12 protein-coding genes and 1 tRNA gene are annotated in these 16,270 nt (G+C 35.7%); 6 read left to right on the forward strand and 7 right to left on the reverse strand.

The genetic code is table 11. The annotated features are described in order from the left end of the window. Positions 1 to 21 precede the first annotated feature (21 nt). From CKV78_RS06040 to glyS, 4 genes are all read left to right on the forward strand, one after another. Positions 22 to 285, forward strand: coding sequence for a hypothetical protein (locus CKV78_RS06040; protein ID WP_005762928.1), 264 nt, complete (start codon positions 22 to 24; stop codon positions 283 to 285). A 16-nt stretch (positions 286 to 301) separates the two neighbouring features. After that, positions 302 to 925 (forward strand): glutathione S-transferase N-terminal domain-containing protein, encoded by a 624-nt coding sequence (locus tag CKV78_RS06045; protein ID WP_005762930.1) that lies wholly within the window; start codon positions 302 to 304, stop codon positions 923 to 925. A gap of 183 nt (positions 926 to 1,108) precedes the next feature. Further along, positions 1,109 to 2,818, forward strand: coding sequence for an anti-phage dCTP deaminase (locus CKV78_RS06050; RefSeq protein WP_197696244.1), 1,710 nt, complete (start codon positions 1,109 to 1,111; stop codon positions 2,816 to 2,818). Positions 2,819 to 2,991: 173 nt separating this feature from the next. Then, on the forward strand, positions 2,992 to 5,061 hold the full coding sequence (gene glyS / locus CKV78_RS06055) for a glycine--tRNA ligase subunit beta (protein ID WP_005762934.1): 2,070 nt from the start codon (positions 2,992 to 2,994) through the stop codon (positions 5,059 to 5,061). Between the two features lie 174 nt (positions 5,062 to 5,235). On the opposite strand, the gene CKV78_RS06060 is transcribed toward glyS, so the two are convergent. The 3 genes from CKV78_RS06060 to miaB all read right to left on the reverse strand — a co-directional run bounded on the left by CKV78_RS06060 (position 5,236) and on the right by miaB (position 9,940). Continuing rightward, entirely contained in the window at positions 5,236 to 6,456 is a 1,221-nt protein-coding gene (locus CKV78_RS06060; protein WP_005762935.1) for a YadA C-terminal domain-containing protein, read from the reverse strand. Positions 6,457 to 6,725: 269 nt separating this feature from the next. Beyond that, positions 6,726 to 8,129: a nicotinate phosphoribosyltransferase gene (locus CKV78_RS06065; protein WP_005762937.1), complete on the reverse strand. Its 1,404-nt coding sequence runs from the start codon at positions 8,127 to 8,129 to the stop codon at positions 6,726 to 6,728. A gap of 386 nt (positions 8,130 to 8,515) precedes the next feature. After that, positions 8,516 to 9,940 carry a tRNA (N6-isopentenyl adenosine(37)-C2)-methylthiotransferase MiaB gene (gene miaB, locus CKV78_RS06070; RefSeq protein ID WP_005762939.1) on the reverse strand — a complete coding sequence of 475 codons (1,425 nt, stop codon included), beginning with the start codon at positions 9,938 to 9,940 and terminating at the stop codon, positions 8,516 to 8,518. Between the two features lie 146 nt (positions 9,941 to 10,086). On the opposite strand from miaB, the gene CKV78_RS06075 reads away from it, so the two are divergent. Next, a complete protein-coding gene (locus CKV78_RS06075) occupies positions 10,087 to 11,259 on the forward strand; it encodes an FAD-dependent monooxygenase (RefSeq protein WP_005762941.1) in 1,173 nt (390 codons plus the stop codon). A gap of 69 nt (positions 11,260 to 11,328) precedes the next feature. Here CKV78_RS06075 and rpsO read toward each other — a convergent pair whose 3' ends face one another. The 4 genes from rpsO to hutX all read right to left on the reverse strand — a co-directional run bounded on the left by rpsO (position 11,329) and on the right by hutX (position 15,803). Then, a complete protein-coding gene (rpsO, locus tag CKV78_RS06080) occupies positions 11,329 to 11,598 on the reverse strand; it encodes a 30S ribosomal protein S15 (protein WP_021035622.1) in 270 nt (89 codons plus the stop codon). Positions 11,599 to 11,772: 174 nt separating this feature from the next. After that, entirely contained in the window at positions 11,773 to 14,745 is a 2,973-nt protein-coding gene (locus CKV78_RS06085) for a TonB-dependent hemoglobin/transferrin/lactoferrin family receptor (RefSeq protein ID WP_005762943.1), read from the reverse strand. A gap of 31 nt (positions 14,746 to 14,776) precedes the next feature. Beyond that, the gene (gene hutZ, locus CKV78_RS06090) at positions 14,777 to 15,292 is read right to left on the reverse strand and encodes a heme utilization protein HutZ (RefSeq protein WP_005762945.1); all 516 of its coding nucleotides are present in this window, start codon (positions 15,290 to 15,292) and stop codon (positions 14,777 to 14,779) included. A gap of 22 nt (positions 15,293 to 15,314) precedes the next feature. Further along, on the reverse strand, positions 15,315 to 15,803 hold the full coding sequence (gene hutX / locus CKV78_RS06095) for a heme utilization cystosolic carrier protein HutX (RefSeq protein ID WP_005762947.1): 489 nt from the start codon (positions 15,801 to 15,803) through the stop codon (positions 15,315 to 15,317). Positions 15,804 to 16,111: 308 nt separating this feature from the next. Between hutX and CKV78_RS06100 the strand changes: the two genes are divergently transcribed. Then, positions 16,112 to 16,196 (forward strand) — tRNA-Leu (locus CKV78_RS06100). Positions 16,197 to 16,270 lie beyond the last annotated feature (74 nt).

Below are 16,270 nucleotides of genomic sequence, written 5' to 3' on the forward strand. Positions count from 1 at the left end.
CTATTTTTAGGAATTTTCAAGATGAGCAAACCGGTTTTATTCTTCGCTAACCTCTGCCCAGATACAACGGCATTTGTGGCAGAGCTAAACCGCTTAAATATGGAATATGAAGCAGTTGAAATTATGTCATCAATGGCAAATTTCAAACGTTTCTTAAGATTGCGTGATAGCCATTCCGCATTTGAACAAGCAAAAGCGAATGGTTATATCGGCATTCCAGCTTTGTTGTTAGCAGATGAAACTGTGATTTTAGATATCGACCAGCTACAACACATTTTCGGCTAAAAATTAGGAGCAAAAAATGAAACTCTGGCATTCCAACACCAGCCCTTATGTACGCAAAGTGATGGCGGTGATTAAACATCATCAACTTGAAGATCAAATTGAATTGCAAACAATTCAGTCGTCTTTTGATCCAAACTCACCTCATAACCAAGATAACCCGCTTGGTCGTGTCCCTGCGTTACAAATAGATAACGGTGAGTGGCTATATAACAGCCATGTGATTTGTGAATATCTCGATCATCTCGGTGCACAAAATCAGCCAGAGCGTCATTTACTGCCTCGAGATAGCAAACGTTGGAAAGTATTACAACTGCACGCGTTAACAGACGGCATTATGGAAAACACCTTACCAATTATTTCTGAACGTTTGCTCCGTCCCGAAAATGAATGGTGGACAGCTCGTCATCAACAATTAACTGAGCGTAATATTCGTAGCTTCAAAGAATTGGAACGTTACCTTGCACAATTTGGTGATGAATTAAATCTCGGCACAATTTCTGCAGTCTGCTTAATTGATTGGTACGCCTTACGTGGTGAAAAACTCGGCGTGAATCTTCGCGAAATCACACCGCACTTAGTTGAGTGGGCAGTGAAGATGAATGAGAAGTATATTGAGTTAAAGAATACGCAACCGAAATAGTGGATGAGTTGATATTGCCATAAAACTCAAAGCCCCATTAGAAGAAAATGGGCATTTTAAGTTACTACTGTCAGCAAGTATATAATTCTATTGCTAACTAAGAAATATTAAAACACAAATTGCATTTGGCAGTAAAATGAGAAAAAGTAGATTTACTAGATAAGTCGTATGGGAGATTATTCTATGCAAAACGGTACTATTACCAAAATCGAAAATAAATATGGAAAATTAAAAAGCGATGATAATAATGAATATACTTTTCTCAAATCTAATCTATCCGATCCCAACGTTTGGGAAAAACTTTCAATAGGAATGAATGTAACATTTGATTTAGAAAAAAGTAAAAATCAGAAAAATTATGCTAATAATGTAAGCATAGCATCAGAAGAAAATAATCATTTTATCAGTACGACTAATAAAGATAATTATTTATTACCAGAAACAAAAATTAATGATAGTGAGCTTATTATCGGTATTGTTAGTTCGGTAGGCACTCCTTCACATCGTATAATAACACCATTAAAAGATCGCTTAGCAGGATTTGGTTATTCCGTAGAAGAAATTAGAGTCTCTCAGTTTTTACCTAAGCCTAATCAAGATATTAGGGAGGACGAAAGAATATTTCACTTTATGGAGAAAGGTGATTTATTTAGAGAAAAAAGTAATAATAACTCCATCCTTGCTATTGCAAGCGCCGTAAAAATAAAGGAACTAAGACATCATAAAAATACAAAGAAAAACGCTTACATTATAAATTCCCTCAAACACCCAGATGAAGTTGAGCTGCTAAGAAAAATATACGGAGATGGTTTTTATTTATTTGGTATCCATTCGGATAAACCTAGTAGAAAAGAATACTTAGAAAAAGATAAGCACTGTGAGCCCAATAAAGCTGATGAGTTAATTAAAATTGATGAAAATGAAGATAAAAAACATGGTCAAAAAACAAGGGATACTTATCATTTATCTGATTTTTTCTTAAATTTAAGTGATAACGAAAAACAGGTTAAAAATACTATTCAGAGATTCTTGGAATTAATTTTTTCTGATCCTTATAAAACACCAACATTTGATGAATATGCTATGTTTATGGCCTTCAATAGTTCTGTAAGATCTGCAGATCTCTCCCGTCAAGTAGGAGCTGTAATTAGTAGAAGTAATCAAATTCTTTCTACTGGAGCTAATGATGTCCCTAGATTTGGAGGAGGACTTTATTGGGCTGAAAAAGATAAAAATGGTGAAGTAAAAGATCAAGAATTAGGCCGTGATTATAAAAGAAGTATAGATCAGAATAAGCAAAGCCAAAGAAATATCATTGAAAATATATTAAAAAATGTTAAAGAGAAAGCTCTTCTTGAGGCAGATAAACTAGAAATACTTAAATCAATTTTAAAGGAGAGTGAAATTTCAGATTTAACTGAATTTGGTAGAGTTGTGCATGCTGAGATGGAGGCAATTCTATCTTGTTCAAGAGAAGGTATTTCAACAAAAGAAGCTATATTGTATTGTACGACATTTCCTTGCCACAATTGTGCCAAACATATTATTGCTAGTGGTATTAATAGAGTTGTATACGTAGAACCATATCCAAAAAGTAAAGCACTTGAATTTCATAATGACTCAATAGAATTACAAACTAACCTAGATGATAAAAAATCAACAAATAAAGTGATTTTTGAACCTTTTATCGGTGTTGGCCCTAGACGATTTTTAGATCTTTTCTCTATGAGCTTAGGAACAGGGACTAAACTCCGCCGTAAAGATAAAGATGGAACTATCATTGAAAGAGACGATAATAACAAAAATATAAGAACTCCTCTCTTGAATAAATCTTATATTGAGCTCGAAAATGATGCAAAGAAGATTTGGGAATCTTTTAATCCAGAGAATTAAATTTTTTTATTAATCTTAATCTAAAATACGAATAACCAAGTGATTATTCTTCAATATAGGACCTATAACCTGATGAGTACAAAATAAATGTATTCTTCAAGAAACAAATACTATCAAATACTAGAAATTTAAAATTAATTGTGTTTTACACAATATTAATAAAGAGAAACCAAATGACAACACAAAACTTCCTCGCCGAGATCGGCACTGAAGAGCTGCCACCGAAGGCGCTCAAGAAATTAGCAACTGCATTTGCAGAGAACGTGGAATTAGAGTTAAACCAAGCGGGTTTAACCTTTGACAAAGTAGAATGGTTTGCGGCACCACGTCGTTTAGCAGTGAAAGTGTTAGGTTTAGCCACTAGCCAACCAAGCAAGCAAATTGAAAAACGTGGTCCTGCGGTGTCTGCGGCATTTGATTCTGAAGGCAAGCCAACTAAGGCGGCAGAAGGATGGGCGCGTGGTTGTGGGATCAATGTTGAGCAAGCAGAACGCATTGCGACTGATAAAGGCGAATGGTTAGTTCATCGTGCAACTATCGAAGGTCAACCAACCAAAAATCTACTTAAAGATATCGTTGCAAATGCATTAGCAAAATTACCTATTCCAAAACCAATGCGTTGGGCGGACAAAACTGTGCAATTTATTCGCCCAGTTCACACTGTAACGATGTTACTTGGTGATGAATTAATCGAAGGCGAAATTTTAGGTGTCACAAGTGGTACAACAATTCGTGGTCACCGTTTCCTTGGTGAGCATGAATTCCAAATTTCACACGCAGATCAATACCCTGCGCTATTAAAAGAAAAAGGCTCAGTAGTGGCTGATTTCAATGAGCGTAAAGCGTTAATTTTGGCAAAAGCACAAGAAAAAGCGACCGCACTTGGTGGTGTGGCTGATATTGAAGAAGACTTACTTGATGAAGTGACTTCACTTGTGGAATATCCAAATGTCTTGGCAGCGAAGTTTGAAGAACGTTTCCTTGCCGTGCCTGCGGAAGCCTTAGTTTACACCATGAAAGGCGACCAAAAATATTTCCCAATTTATGACAAAGAGGGCAAATTATTACCGCACTTTATTTTTGTATCGAACATCAACCCTGAAGATCCAAGTAAAATCATCGAAGGGAATGAAAAAGTGGTTCGCCCACGTTTAACCGATGCGGAGTTCTTCTTCAAAACCGACTTAAAACAACGTTTAGAAGATCAATTACCACGCTTAGAAACCGTATTATTCCAACAACAACTTGGTACATTACGTGATAAAACCGCTCGCATTGAACAACTTGCAGGTGAAATTGCGAAACAAATTGGTGCAGATGAAACCAAAGCGAAACGAGCAGGTTTGCTCTCCAAATGCGACTTGATGACCAATATGGTGTTTGAATTTACCGACACCCAAGGCGTAATGGGAATGCACTATGCCCGTCATGATGGTGAAGATGAAGAAGTGGCTGTAGCATTAAATGAACAATATATGCCACGTTTTGCAGGCGATGAATTGCCAAAATCCTTAGTGGCAAGTGCAGTAGCATTAGCAGATAAATTTGACACATTGACAGGTATTTTCGGGATCGGTCAACAACCAAAAGGTAGCGCAGACCCATTTGCTTTACGTCGTGCGGCATTAGGTGTGTTACGTATTATTGTTGAGAAAAACCTACCACTCGATCTTGAAGAAATTGTGAAAAAATCAGCCGCACTTTTCGGCGACAGACTCACAAATGCCAACGTTGTAGAAGAAGTTGTGGACTTTATGCTTGGTCGTTTCCGTGCATGGTATCAAGATGAAGGTATTGCGGTGGATGTAATTCAATCAGTCTTAGCACGTCGTCCAACCAAACCATCAGATTTTGATGCCCGTGTACGTGCGGTATCACACTTCCGTACGTTAGAGGCAGCAGAAGCTTTAGCAGCAGCTAATAAGCGTGTAAGTAATATTTTAGCGAAAGTTGAAGGGGAATTACCTGCAACTATTGATACTGTATTATGCGTTGAAAATACGGAAAAAGTGTTGGCAGAACAAGTTATTGCACTACAAGCGGAACTTACCCCATTATTTGCCAAAGGTGAATACCAAGTGGCATTGGATCGTTTAGCTGCATTACGTGAGCCAGTGGATACATTCTTCGATAACGTAATGGTGAACGTAGAAGATCAAAAATTACGTCAAAACCGTTTAGCTATCCTGAATAATTTACGTAATTTATTCTTACAAGTCGCTGATATTTCATTATTGCAATAATTTAAAAATAATATACTAATTGAGACCTGCTACTAAAACGATATTAGTAGCAGTTTCTTCCCTATGATTTTATTTTCATAAAAAAATCCATTTCCTCACGACTTCAAGCACAAACTCAGTTCAAGGAAATGGATTAAATATTGAATAGCTTTTAATTATATCAATATATGAAAATTAAAAAGAGTAAGATATCCCGCCACCAAATGCCACATTTGATCCTGCTGTACCTAATGAAACCTTAACAGCAGTTCCATTTTGATAATAACTAGATAAACCGACTGCAATGGCATTCTTACTATCAAAATGCCCTACACCAGCACCAATAGTCGTTTTTCCTGCAACTGCTGGCACAGGAATATTTGCCATTGCAGCAATGCTAGCAATACCACGACTGCTTAGATTCCTATTTTCTTGTATAGTATTCTGTAGCTGATGATATTTATGCTGCAATTTTGCTACATCATTACGAACTTCTTTTAATTGTTGCTCGCTTTGCACCATATATTGAGCAGCTAAAGGGGACACTTGTATTTCTTTCTGCAGAGAATTAACAATGTTCTCGTTTTGAATATCGGTTGCTGTATTTCTTTCAACCTTCTCTTTTTCTGCAGATTTAGGCTCAACAGCTGCCCTTTCTTTTTCTTTATTATTTTCTGTTGATTCAGCTTTTACAACTTCCGTACTTTCTTGAGTTTGTTTAATATTAGCTAACAACTCTTTCGTTTTCTCTATCTCTTTTCTTAATTCTTCTACCTCTGTATTTTTAGTTTTTAAAGCCTCACTATCTTGTTCTAATTTTTTATTTTTTATTGCAATCTCTTTAGCTATCTTTTCAAGAAAAATAACTTTATCAGAAAGTTCTTTATTATTTTCTATCAGTTTATTTTTTTCTTTTTGATAAATTTTACTTCTTTCTACTGTCGCATCAGCAACATAATCTAAAGTATTATTTACTGTGGTATAAATTTGACCTGGCGTATTTGAGATTAAATTAACGACAGCATTTGGCAAACTTTTTTCAGCTGAAGATTTAATAGCGGAGATATTTTCCTGAATTCCTTTAAAATGTGAACCAAGATCACTTGATAATTTAACTAATTTTCCTAAATCTCCATTGAATAAACTTGCAGTTCCACTTAAAAGTGTGCCTAATAATCCATTAGAAGGATTTACTACCTCACCACGTACTAACTTACCAATGATGTCCTTGTGCTTATAAACAACAATAGGCAATTGTGCACTATGATAGACCAGGTTGCTAACATTTTGGGCAAGATTCTCTGGTGCGGGAGCAGGTTGAGATGTTGAAGTTGAAGTTGAAGCTGATGCAGAATAAGAGGCTACACTTAAGGCAATACAAATTGACAATTTTGTCATAGACGTTAATTTATTCATTTTCGATCCTTCTATTTGAATAAAAAAATTATAGAAATATAATGCGGGCAGGATTATATAATGATAAATTTATTTTTCACAAAAAAAATAATAAATTTCATTTCTATCCGAACTTTTTTTAATCTAAATGAACAAAATAAAATCAGAATAATTAATTATATTTAGAGTAATAAATTAGAAATTAAACACAATAAAAACAAAATAAATTTAGTATAAAAATCTAAAAGCCGCTAACCTGCGGCTCAATAAAAATTAGATTAGATAAAATATTAAGGTTTTAATAAATAACTTTCAGTACGTTTTCTAATAGTATCAAGGTCTTCATCGACTAATAATTTTCCGTCAACAAAAACAGGGCGTAATTGATTTATTTTATCTGATAGTTGACTTTGATTAATTGTTTCCCAATGCCCATCTTGTTTAATTAATGCTAATAATCCTTTCTTCGATCGTTTTGCTTGGCTAGTAATTGGATCTTTACAAATAGCGCGCCATTCACCATCAATTTTGACCGCACTTGCTTTCATTGCCCAACCCATCGTATCACGATTGACTTGTTGTAATAGACCGCCCCCCATACCAAAAGCAACATTTTCTACGCTAAAGCCGAGAGCAATAATTGCATCAAGAATTTTGCCTAACGAATTTAAATTAATACCGTCACCTTGAATAACTCGTACACAGTCAGGCAATACTTTATAGCCCTTGTTATTTACAGTAGTACCAAATTTTTCTGCTAAAATCTCCAAAGTGCGACAAACCACTTTGACAGGATCTCCGCTATCTGGGCGAACGACCAAAGTACCTCCTTTTAATTCCACAAGCTCTTTTAGTTCCACACCCCAAATATTTTCCAAAGCATTCCAAAGATCATAGCTATCTGACACAACAGCATAAGTTTTATTGGTACCTGCAAATTGCTCAACCATATTACGATAGGCATCGACTTCTCGTTCTTTGCCCCAAGAAGTCATTGTGCTATGTTCTGCTGCAGGAATCGAAAAAGCGGGCATTGTAGTAGCGTTATACCACCGCTTTGCAGCGATAAGTGCTGATACACTGTCAGTTCCCATAAAATTTACCAAATGAGCTAAACCACCTAACGCAACAGTTTCTAAACTTGAAGCACCACGTGCACCAAAATCGTGTAATTTGAAACCCATACCATCTAAACTATCAGCCGTTTTTTCTAATGCTGCTTTAATTTTTTGCTTACAGTAATATGATACACTTGCCACAGTAGAGGGATACCAAATTGCTCGTAATAATGCGGTTTCTAAATAGCCGACTAACCAAAAAAACTCAGGATCAGTATTTACAATTTGACATACTACGTTTCCAACAGGTAAAACAGTCCCTTCTGGGACAGCTTCAATTTTAATGGGTAATAAGCCTTGATGCTTATCTAATAAGCGTTGCCAACCTTGGCGATTAAATGGAAGACCGTGCGCAGTGAAGACAGTTTCTGCCTCATCAATATCATTATTCGTGATCGGAGTAAGTAAGTATTCTTTGATAAATGCCTGTAAACCAAAGAATAAAACATCGAGGTCTCCTCCACGTGCTTCAATATAATAAGAAATGTACTCTGTATTAGGTGGATATTGCAACCAGTGTGATGCTTTATAACTATCTACATTTAGTAATAAATTAGAAAAATTTGATGTATACATTACATTTACTCTTAATAAACCATAAAAATAAATGATATGATATATATACTTCACAAAAAAGCAATGAGAAACTTATTGTAGTTCAGAGTGTATTAACAAGAACAATCAAAGTGAGGTTTATTTTCTATAAGTTTCAAAACATTAAAAAAACAGACCGCACTTTTGATGAAATGAGTTATAAAATCTTAATAGAGAAATGATAGGCAGTGTCAACAACCCCATATATCGTGCTGTTTTATCAAATTGTTACATATCGATATCAATAAAGCTAATTTAGCTTTTTCTCTTTCCAATGACAGCTTGATAGTTTAGTGCCACAATTTTTCACAAAAAATAACCGCTCTTGAGAAACTCTTGAGCGGTTAAAATATGAATAGAAACAATGATTAAGCGTGATAACGACCGACACCTAACTCATCTTCTTTACGGGTACGATTAATCACTGCTTGTGGCGATTGAACAACTCGTAAGCCCATTTGATCTTCAGTTCGCACCACATCACCACGTAATGAGTTAGTAAATACATCAGTAATTTTAATATCAACAAACTTGCCGATCATATCAGGTGTACCCACAAAATTCACAATACGATTAGTTTCTGTACGACCAGTTAATTCCATTAAATCTTTCTTCGATGGCCCTTCAACTAACACACGTTGTTCTGTACCTAACATTGCACGGCTAAATTGCGCAGCTTGATTATTAATGCGTTGTTGTAACACATATAAACGTTGTTTTTTCTCATCTTCGCTGACATCATCTGGCATATCTGCCGCAGGCGTGCCAGGGCGTGCAGAATAGATAAAGCTGAAGCTCATATCGAAATTCACTTGCGCAATTAAATTCATTGTTTGCTCAAAGTCTTCTGCAGTTTCACCAGGGAAACCTACGATGAAATCTGAGCTGATTTGAATCTCTGGACGCACAGCTCTTAATTTACGGATAATCGACTTATATTCTAATGCGGTGTGATTACGTTTCATCATTGATAACACTCGGTCGGAACCACTTTGCACTGGTAAATGTAAGAAACTCACTAGCTCAGGTGTGTCACGGTAAACATCAATAATATCATCAGTAAATTCAATTGGATGGCTTGTAGTAAAACGCAAGCGATCAATGCCATCAATTGCCGCAACTAAACGTAGCAATTCAGCGAAAGTACAAATGCCGTCATCGTGCGTTGCACCACGATATGCATTTACGTTTTGCCCTAATAAATTCACTTCACGCACGCCTTGTTCCGCTAGCTGTGCAATCTCAAATAACACATCATCAACTGGGCGGCTCACTTCTTCACCACGAGTATAAGGCACAACACAGAAAGAACAATATTTATTACAGCCTTCCATAATGGAAACGAAAGCAGTCGGGCCTTCTGCTCGAGGTTCAGGTAAACGGTCGAATTTCTCAATTTCAGGGAAACTCACATCAACAACTGAGCTTTTACCACCACGAATTTGGTTGATCATCTCAGGCAAACGGTGCAATGTTTGCGGTCCAAAAATAATATCAACATAAGGTGCTCGTGTGCGAATATGCTCCCCTTCTTGTGAGGCTACACAGCCACCAACACCAATAACAAGCCCAGGCTTATGTTTCTTTAATTCTTTCCAACGTCCTAATTGATGGAAAACTTTTTCTTGTGCTTTTTCACGAATTGAGCAGGTGTTTAACAACAATACATCTGCTTCTTCTGGAATATCTGTAAGTTCTAAGCCGTGAGTACTATTTAATAAATCCGCCATTTTTGATGAATCGTATTCATTCATCTGACAGCCCCACGTTTTAATATGTAATTTCTGCGTCATGTCGTTTAAAAAATTCAGTTAACCTATAAAAATTTGACTGGCTATTTTACAGGCTTGTCCTGATGCTGGCTAGCTAAAAAAGAGATTTCTTTTGAATTTTCCTCTTTGGCGGTAGAATAAACCTCAAAAAAGAAAAGGAATACCTTATGGAAGTCATACAAAAAGAAATTATTGTTGTCGGTGGCGGAATGGTTGGTGCAGCTTGTGCCTTAGGCTTAGGGCAACAAGGTCGAAATGTCCAACTGATTGAACATGCACCTTTGCCAGAATTTGTCCCAGATTCCCCTTATGACCTTCGTATTTCAGCGATCAGTGCTGCCTCTGTAAATTTATTAACTCAACTCAATGCTTGGCAACATATCAAAAATAGGCGAGTTTGCCCGTATCGTGCATTAGAAACTTGGGAAATTGATGGTTTCTCAACTTATTTTCACAGTAAAGAACTCAACTTGCCAGAGCTTGGATTTATGGTAGAAAATAACCTGATCCAATTAGGGCTTTGGCAAGCTATTTCCATAACAGACAATGTACAAACGACCATTTCTCCGATTCAGAAAATCGAAAAGTGCGGTAAAAATTGGCAGATTTTTTTAGCAAATGGTGAAGCTTATCAAGCGCCTCTTGTAGTTGCTGCAGATGGGGCAAACTCAAAATTACGCAATATCGCAGGTATTGGACTCACCGGTTGGCAATATCGCCAAAGCTGTATGTTGATTACAGTAACGACAGAACTTGAACAACAAGATATTACTTGGCAGCAATTCTACCCGTCTGGCCCTCGTGCCTTTTTACCCTTATTAGGTAATAATGCTTGCCTAGTGTGGTATGACTCACCAGAACGTATTCGTGAGCTCAAACAACTTTCAGCAGAAAAATTAGCAGAAGAAATCGAACAACATTTCCCGAGCAGATTAGGAAAAGTCAAAGTACAAAACGCAAACAGTTTTGAGCTAACACGTCGCCACGCACAAGATTATTTCAAACAAGGGATTGTATTAGTTGGCGATGCAGCACATACAATTAACCCACTTGCAGGACAAGGCGTTAACTTAGGCTTTAAAGATGTAAAAGCATTACTTGAAGTGTTAGAAAGTGCGGTCAAAAATGGCGAAGATTTTGCAAGTGATGAAGTACTCGCTCAATATGAACGCAAACGCAAACCAGATAATTTAGTAATGCAATCAGGAATGGATATTTTCTACAAGGCATTCAAAGAAGATATTCTCCCCTTGAAGATCGCACGCAATCTTGCTTTGTTTGCTGCCAATAAAGCCACACCGCTGAAAAAACAAGCCTTAAAATATGCGTTAGGCTTATAAAAATTACAATAAACAAAAAGCCCTTGAATATTTTCAAGGGCTTTTCTTTGGAATATATCGTAATAAAAATTAGCGACGTAAACCTAAGCGAGCGATAGTTGAAGTATAAAGCTCAAGATTAGTACGTTTTAAGTAATCTAAAAGTTTACGACGACGAGAAACCATACGCAATAAACCACGACGACCGTGGTGATCTTTTTTGTGTTCAGCAAAGTGAGCTTGTAAGTGGTTGATTTGTGCAGTTAATAAAGCAATTTGCACTTCTGATGAACCAGTATCTTTTGCATCACGACCAAATTCAGCAACAATTGCTGCTTTTTTTTCTGTACTTAGAGACATTTGATAACTCCTAAAAGTTAAGTTAAAAATACATCGTTAGCCGATCTCTAATCCAGCTACGACAAAGGAATGTGAATTTTAGCATTGATTAGGATAAAAGCAATAAAATCTTTGTAAAATCCACCGCACTTTAAGCAAAAAGAAAGCCCGTTTTACAGGCTTTCTAAGGTTTGATTAGAATGTGATTTCAGCACTGAGTTTATAGTTACGACCCGGTGAATAGAAACGATTGATACCAGCCCCTGTTTTTTGATTAATTAAGTTACTTGTACCAAATGGTTTAATCGAACGTGCTGATTCCCAAGTTAAATATTTACGATCTGTTAAATTGTAAACACCAAATTGTAATGTCACATTCTTGATAGGTTTAACATAAGTCACAAAATCAACTAATGTATAATCATCACTACGCCATTTTATAGCACTGTCTTTATAACCTTGTTCTTTATAGAACATATTGTAAGTGTCTTTTGCCTTCTTCGCACTTACATGCGTTACATATAAATCAGCACCAAATTTATCTTCTTTATGGTCATAACCAACGCCAAAAACAGATGTTTTCGGTTGAATAGCATTCATTGGTCTATCGCCATCTAAGCGCCCTTTTTGATATGTAAATTTATAGCTCATATTAAAGCCATCTAAAAAACCAGTAAAATAACCAATATTGAGGCGAGAGCTGATTTCCATACCTTTTACTTTAGCGTTATCAACATTCACATTTTGATAAACTTGGAAATCTTGAGCCCGAGCTTGTCCACCAACAGAGTTAGTTAAATTTCTCGATCCTAAATACGACAAATCAATGAAATTACGGTATTTAGTTTCGAATAAACTTGTACTAATAAAGCCCCAATTATCATGGAATGTGAATGCGATCTCTTTATTTTCAGCTTCTTCTGGTTTTAGATTCGGGTTTGGTAAGATCGTAAAATCAGGATGCTTGAAGGTAAAATATAACTCATCCGAAGTTGGCGCTCTAAACCCTTTGGAATATTTCACTTGTAATCTTAAAAAATCTACTGGATCAAATGTTGCTCCTAAAGAATAAGAATGTTTTTTAAATTTCTTATCTTGCGCAATATAAGCAATATTCTTCTCCGCATTTTGATCATTTTCTGCTTTTTTGGCTTCCCAATCAGCTACATCTGCAATATATTGAGGATGTTGAGGATTATAATCATATTTTTTAGAATATGGACTTGGTTTCCATGGAGAAATATTATGCAAAGGAATAAATAAACCTTTCACCATATCATCAGGAATTTTTGGCGTTACTCCAGGAATATATTCTGGTTGATATTTAATATCATCATATCTATAACCTAAATCAACACTAAAATTATTGTGTAGTTTTACAGTATCAGCTAAATAAAGAGATTTATTTGTTGCCTCTACAGGGATTAAGAAAGAAGTTAACGGCTCATGGCGTGGGCATAAAAAACCATTAAAATTAGAATTAGTTTTACAATCTTTCACGTCACCAAACAAACTCATACCTAGCGTTCTTTCTGCCCACCAAGTTGGATCACTACCGCTATATCCTGCTTTATTGACCATTTCTTTTCGGACTTTAGAATAAACTCCTCCATAAGAAAGAGTATTTTCAATATTAAATACTGGAATGACTTTCGTTAAATCTAAATTAATTTGTTTAGTTTCTGTATTTAAATCACGCTCTTTATAATCAAATGAACGATATCCTTTTGAGTTAGGTAATACAATATGATATTTATCCCACCCAGCTGCTGGTTCATATGTTTTAAATACTTTCCCATTTTGTTCTAACCTTTTATTTAATACCAATTCCTCTCTCACTGGAACATCAGTGTTGTAATTGAATTTGTAAGCAACAATAGGCTGTTCACAATTAAAAATAGAGCAATCTAGCCAAAAATAAGATTGCCCGAGCCTTTTAGTAATAAAGGCTGCTTGGTTAGTTCCCTTACTAGGGATAAAAGGATTATTATTTCTATCTACTACCTGTTGATTATCTCCAACTTTTTGTAAATTGACTAAATTTCCCTCTTGATCAACTATCTTTCCATCCTTCAGCTGAATACCTAAAGGGTTTTTATAGTTATCACATAACTCATTCCCATCACAATAGTCTTCGGTTCTTGCTCGAGTTTTTATTTTTTGCTGTGAATAAGTTAATTTCAACGTATCCCAAAATGGCGTAATAGTGTAATTTTCATAAGTAAAAGCAATATTACTGCGTTTAACTTTATCATTAGCATGACGAGATTCTTTTTCATCATAAGTTAGATAATTTGACTGTGGCTGCAATGAATAAGAGCGATCATGCCCTTTTGTATGAGATTCATACACATCTGATGCAACAGTAAAACGGTGATTCTCATTTGGTGTAAAAGAAAATTTAACTAATGTACTTTCTTTAGTGATATCATATGGATCCGTTTTCTCTCTTTCTTTTCCTTGAATATCACTACCTGTTTTATAATCATAATTTTCTAACTCATGACCATCCCGTTGAGTATGCATAAATAATGCATCAAACCATTTATAACGACCTGCTGCAGTTAATGTATTTATTCGCTGATTATCTGCAGAATTATATCCGGTTTTATAGCCTAAATAAGTGTCTTTTTCCGTTAAAAAATCACGAGCATCTTTAGTTTCGAAAAGGACAGCACCGCCTAAAGAACCACTACCAACTTTTACTGAGTCAGCACCTTTAGCAATTTTAGCTTCTTTTAATGTTTCAATCTCAACACTATTTCTTGTGTTATTAAAGTTACCATAACCTTCAAATAATTCTTTGAAGCCTTGTGAAGAAAGTGTTTCTGCTTGGTGTAAACCATCAACAGTAATTGCAACTCGGTTTTCATCTACACCACGAATAGCATAACCGCTTGAGCCAAAACGACCTGCTTCAACAACCGTCACGCCTGTTTCATAACGAACTAAATCCCGGCTATCTTGTACTTGTTGACGTTTTAATTGGCTTGAAGTTTTTATTGTTTCGCCCACTTTTTTATCTTTGACACTGATATCATCTTGTTGTGAAGATACAGTTATCTTTTCAAGCTCAGTTGTATCTTGTGCAACTTCAGCGAATGTAACACTACTGTAGCCTAATAATGCCAATGTGATTGCAGAAAGTTTTATTGTATTTTTACACATATGTTCCTATACCCTAAAAAGTAATAATATATTATTCTTCGTGACCCTCTACCAAGTGAACAAAACTCACTAAGTCATCGCTACTTACTTGGAATGCTTGTCCGAAACCTTTAACAAATAACCCTTGAGATGGCTTAAAACTAAATAAGTGGAAATCTTTCATTCTTGATAATTCATCCATTAATGCACCGTGTCTTGCTTTTAATGCTTCCACACCCGCTTTCCATTCTTCAGTTTCTCTTTCAACAACACGAGCAACAGCATCGAACGATAAACGTCGACGGGCAAAGATCTGACGGCTTTTACTTTCATCTTCGATTAACATTAATGATACTTTTGGCACTTCTTGTAAGTTTCTTGCATGACGAGCGATTGTTGAAATAAATACTTGGTATTCACCATTACTAATAGCAAAAGGCGCATAGCTCACGTTTGGGTTGCCATCAGCACCCACAGTAGCAAGCATCAATGTTTTAGTTTGCGCTTTTAACTCTTGAATTTCTGGGCCTAAGCGATTTTGTAATACTTCTTGGCGATTAGTTGTCATTTTCTTTCCTTTATAACTGTAATTAGATGAATTGCTTAAATTTTTCTACTTGCTCTGGGAACAAGTTACGCTCATCATCACGACCTAAATACACTTTAAAAATGGTTTGATTATTGTTTGCAATAAATGCAATGTTGTAGCTTTCTTTTCCACGGAAAGGCAAGCTAACAAAAGCAATCTTCGCAATATTGTCTAGTTTAAGATGACCGTGCAATGCACCTTCTTCACCTTTCATATTCAGATTGTAATAGCCTCTGCCTACGATACCTGTTGGAAAGCGATCTTTAATTTCAAAGATTGAACCTTCTTTCTCAATAATTGTGGTAAAAATACCCCAACCACTAATTTCTGCTAAAATTTCTTCCGCTCTTTCCCCTGAAAATACGCGAACAAATTGATCTGGCAATGAACATAAAATTTCACCTTCTGGCTTTTCAAAATGTGCTGCCATATCCAAGGTAATGGCTAATGGATTTTGCTCGATATAACTTGCTAGTTGCTCTTTTAACATAGTAATTTTACCTTTCCGATTGAGAATTGATTCAGAAACGAATCACATTTTTATTAAAATTGATAATAGTTCTTAATTATATTTGCAATTAATTTTTTTTCAAAATAAATTACACATTTTTTGTATAAAATGTGAGGTACTTCTCTTTATTACATAATAGCTTATGAAAAATCACGAGGTATTATTAAAAGATGAAGGGATATAATGACTAAAATAAATACAATTGAATAACAAGCCAAAATTTTTACTTGTCAGCTTTAAATGAAAAGGTATAATACCGAGTTATCTTAATGATGTTTATTAATATTGCCTGGGTGGCGAAATTGGTAGACGCAGTTGATTCAAAATCAACCGCCTTCGGGTGTGTCGGTTCGAGTCCGACCCTAGGCACCATTAATAAATAACATTAAAAAAGAAAGCCGGCTTTTAGTCGGCTTTTTTCATTTATCAATCGTGCGAATTAAATG

Source organism: Pasteurella dagmatis (assembly GCF_900186835.1).
GTDB lineage: Bacteria > Pseudomonadota > Gammaproteobacteria > Enterobacterales > Pasteurellaceae > Pasteurella > Pasteurella dagmatis.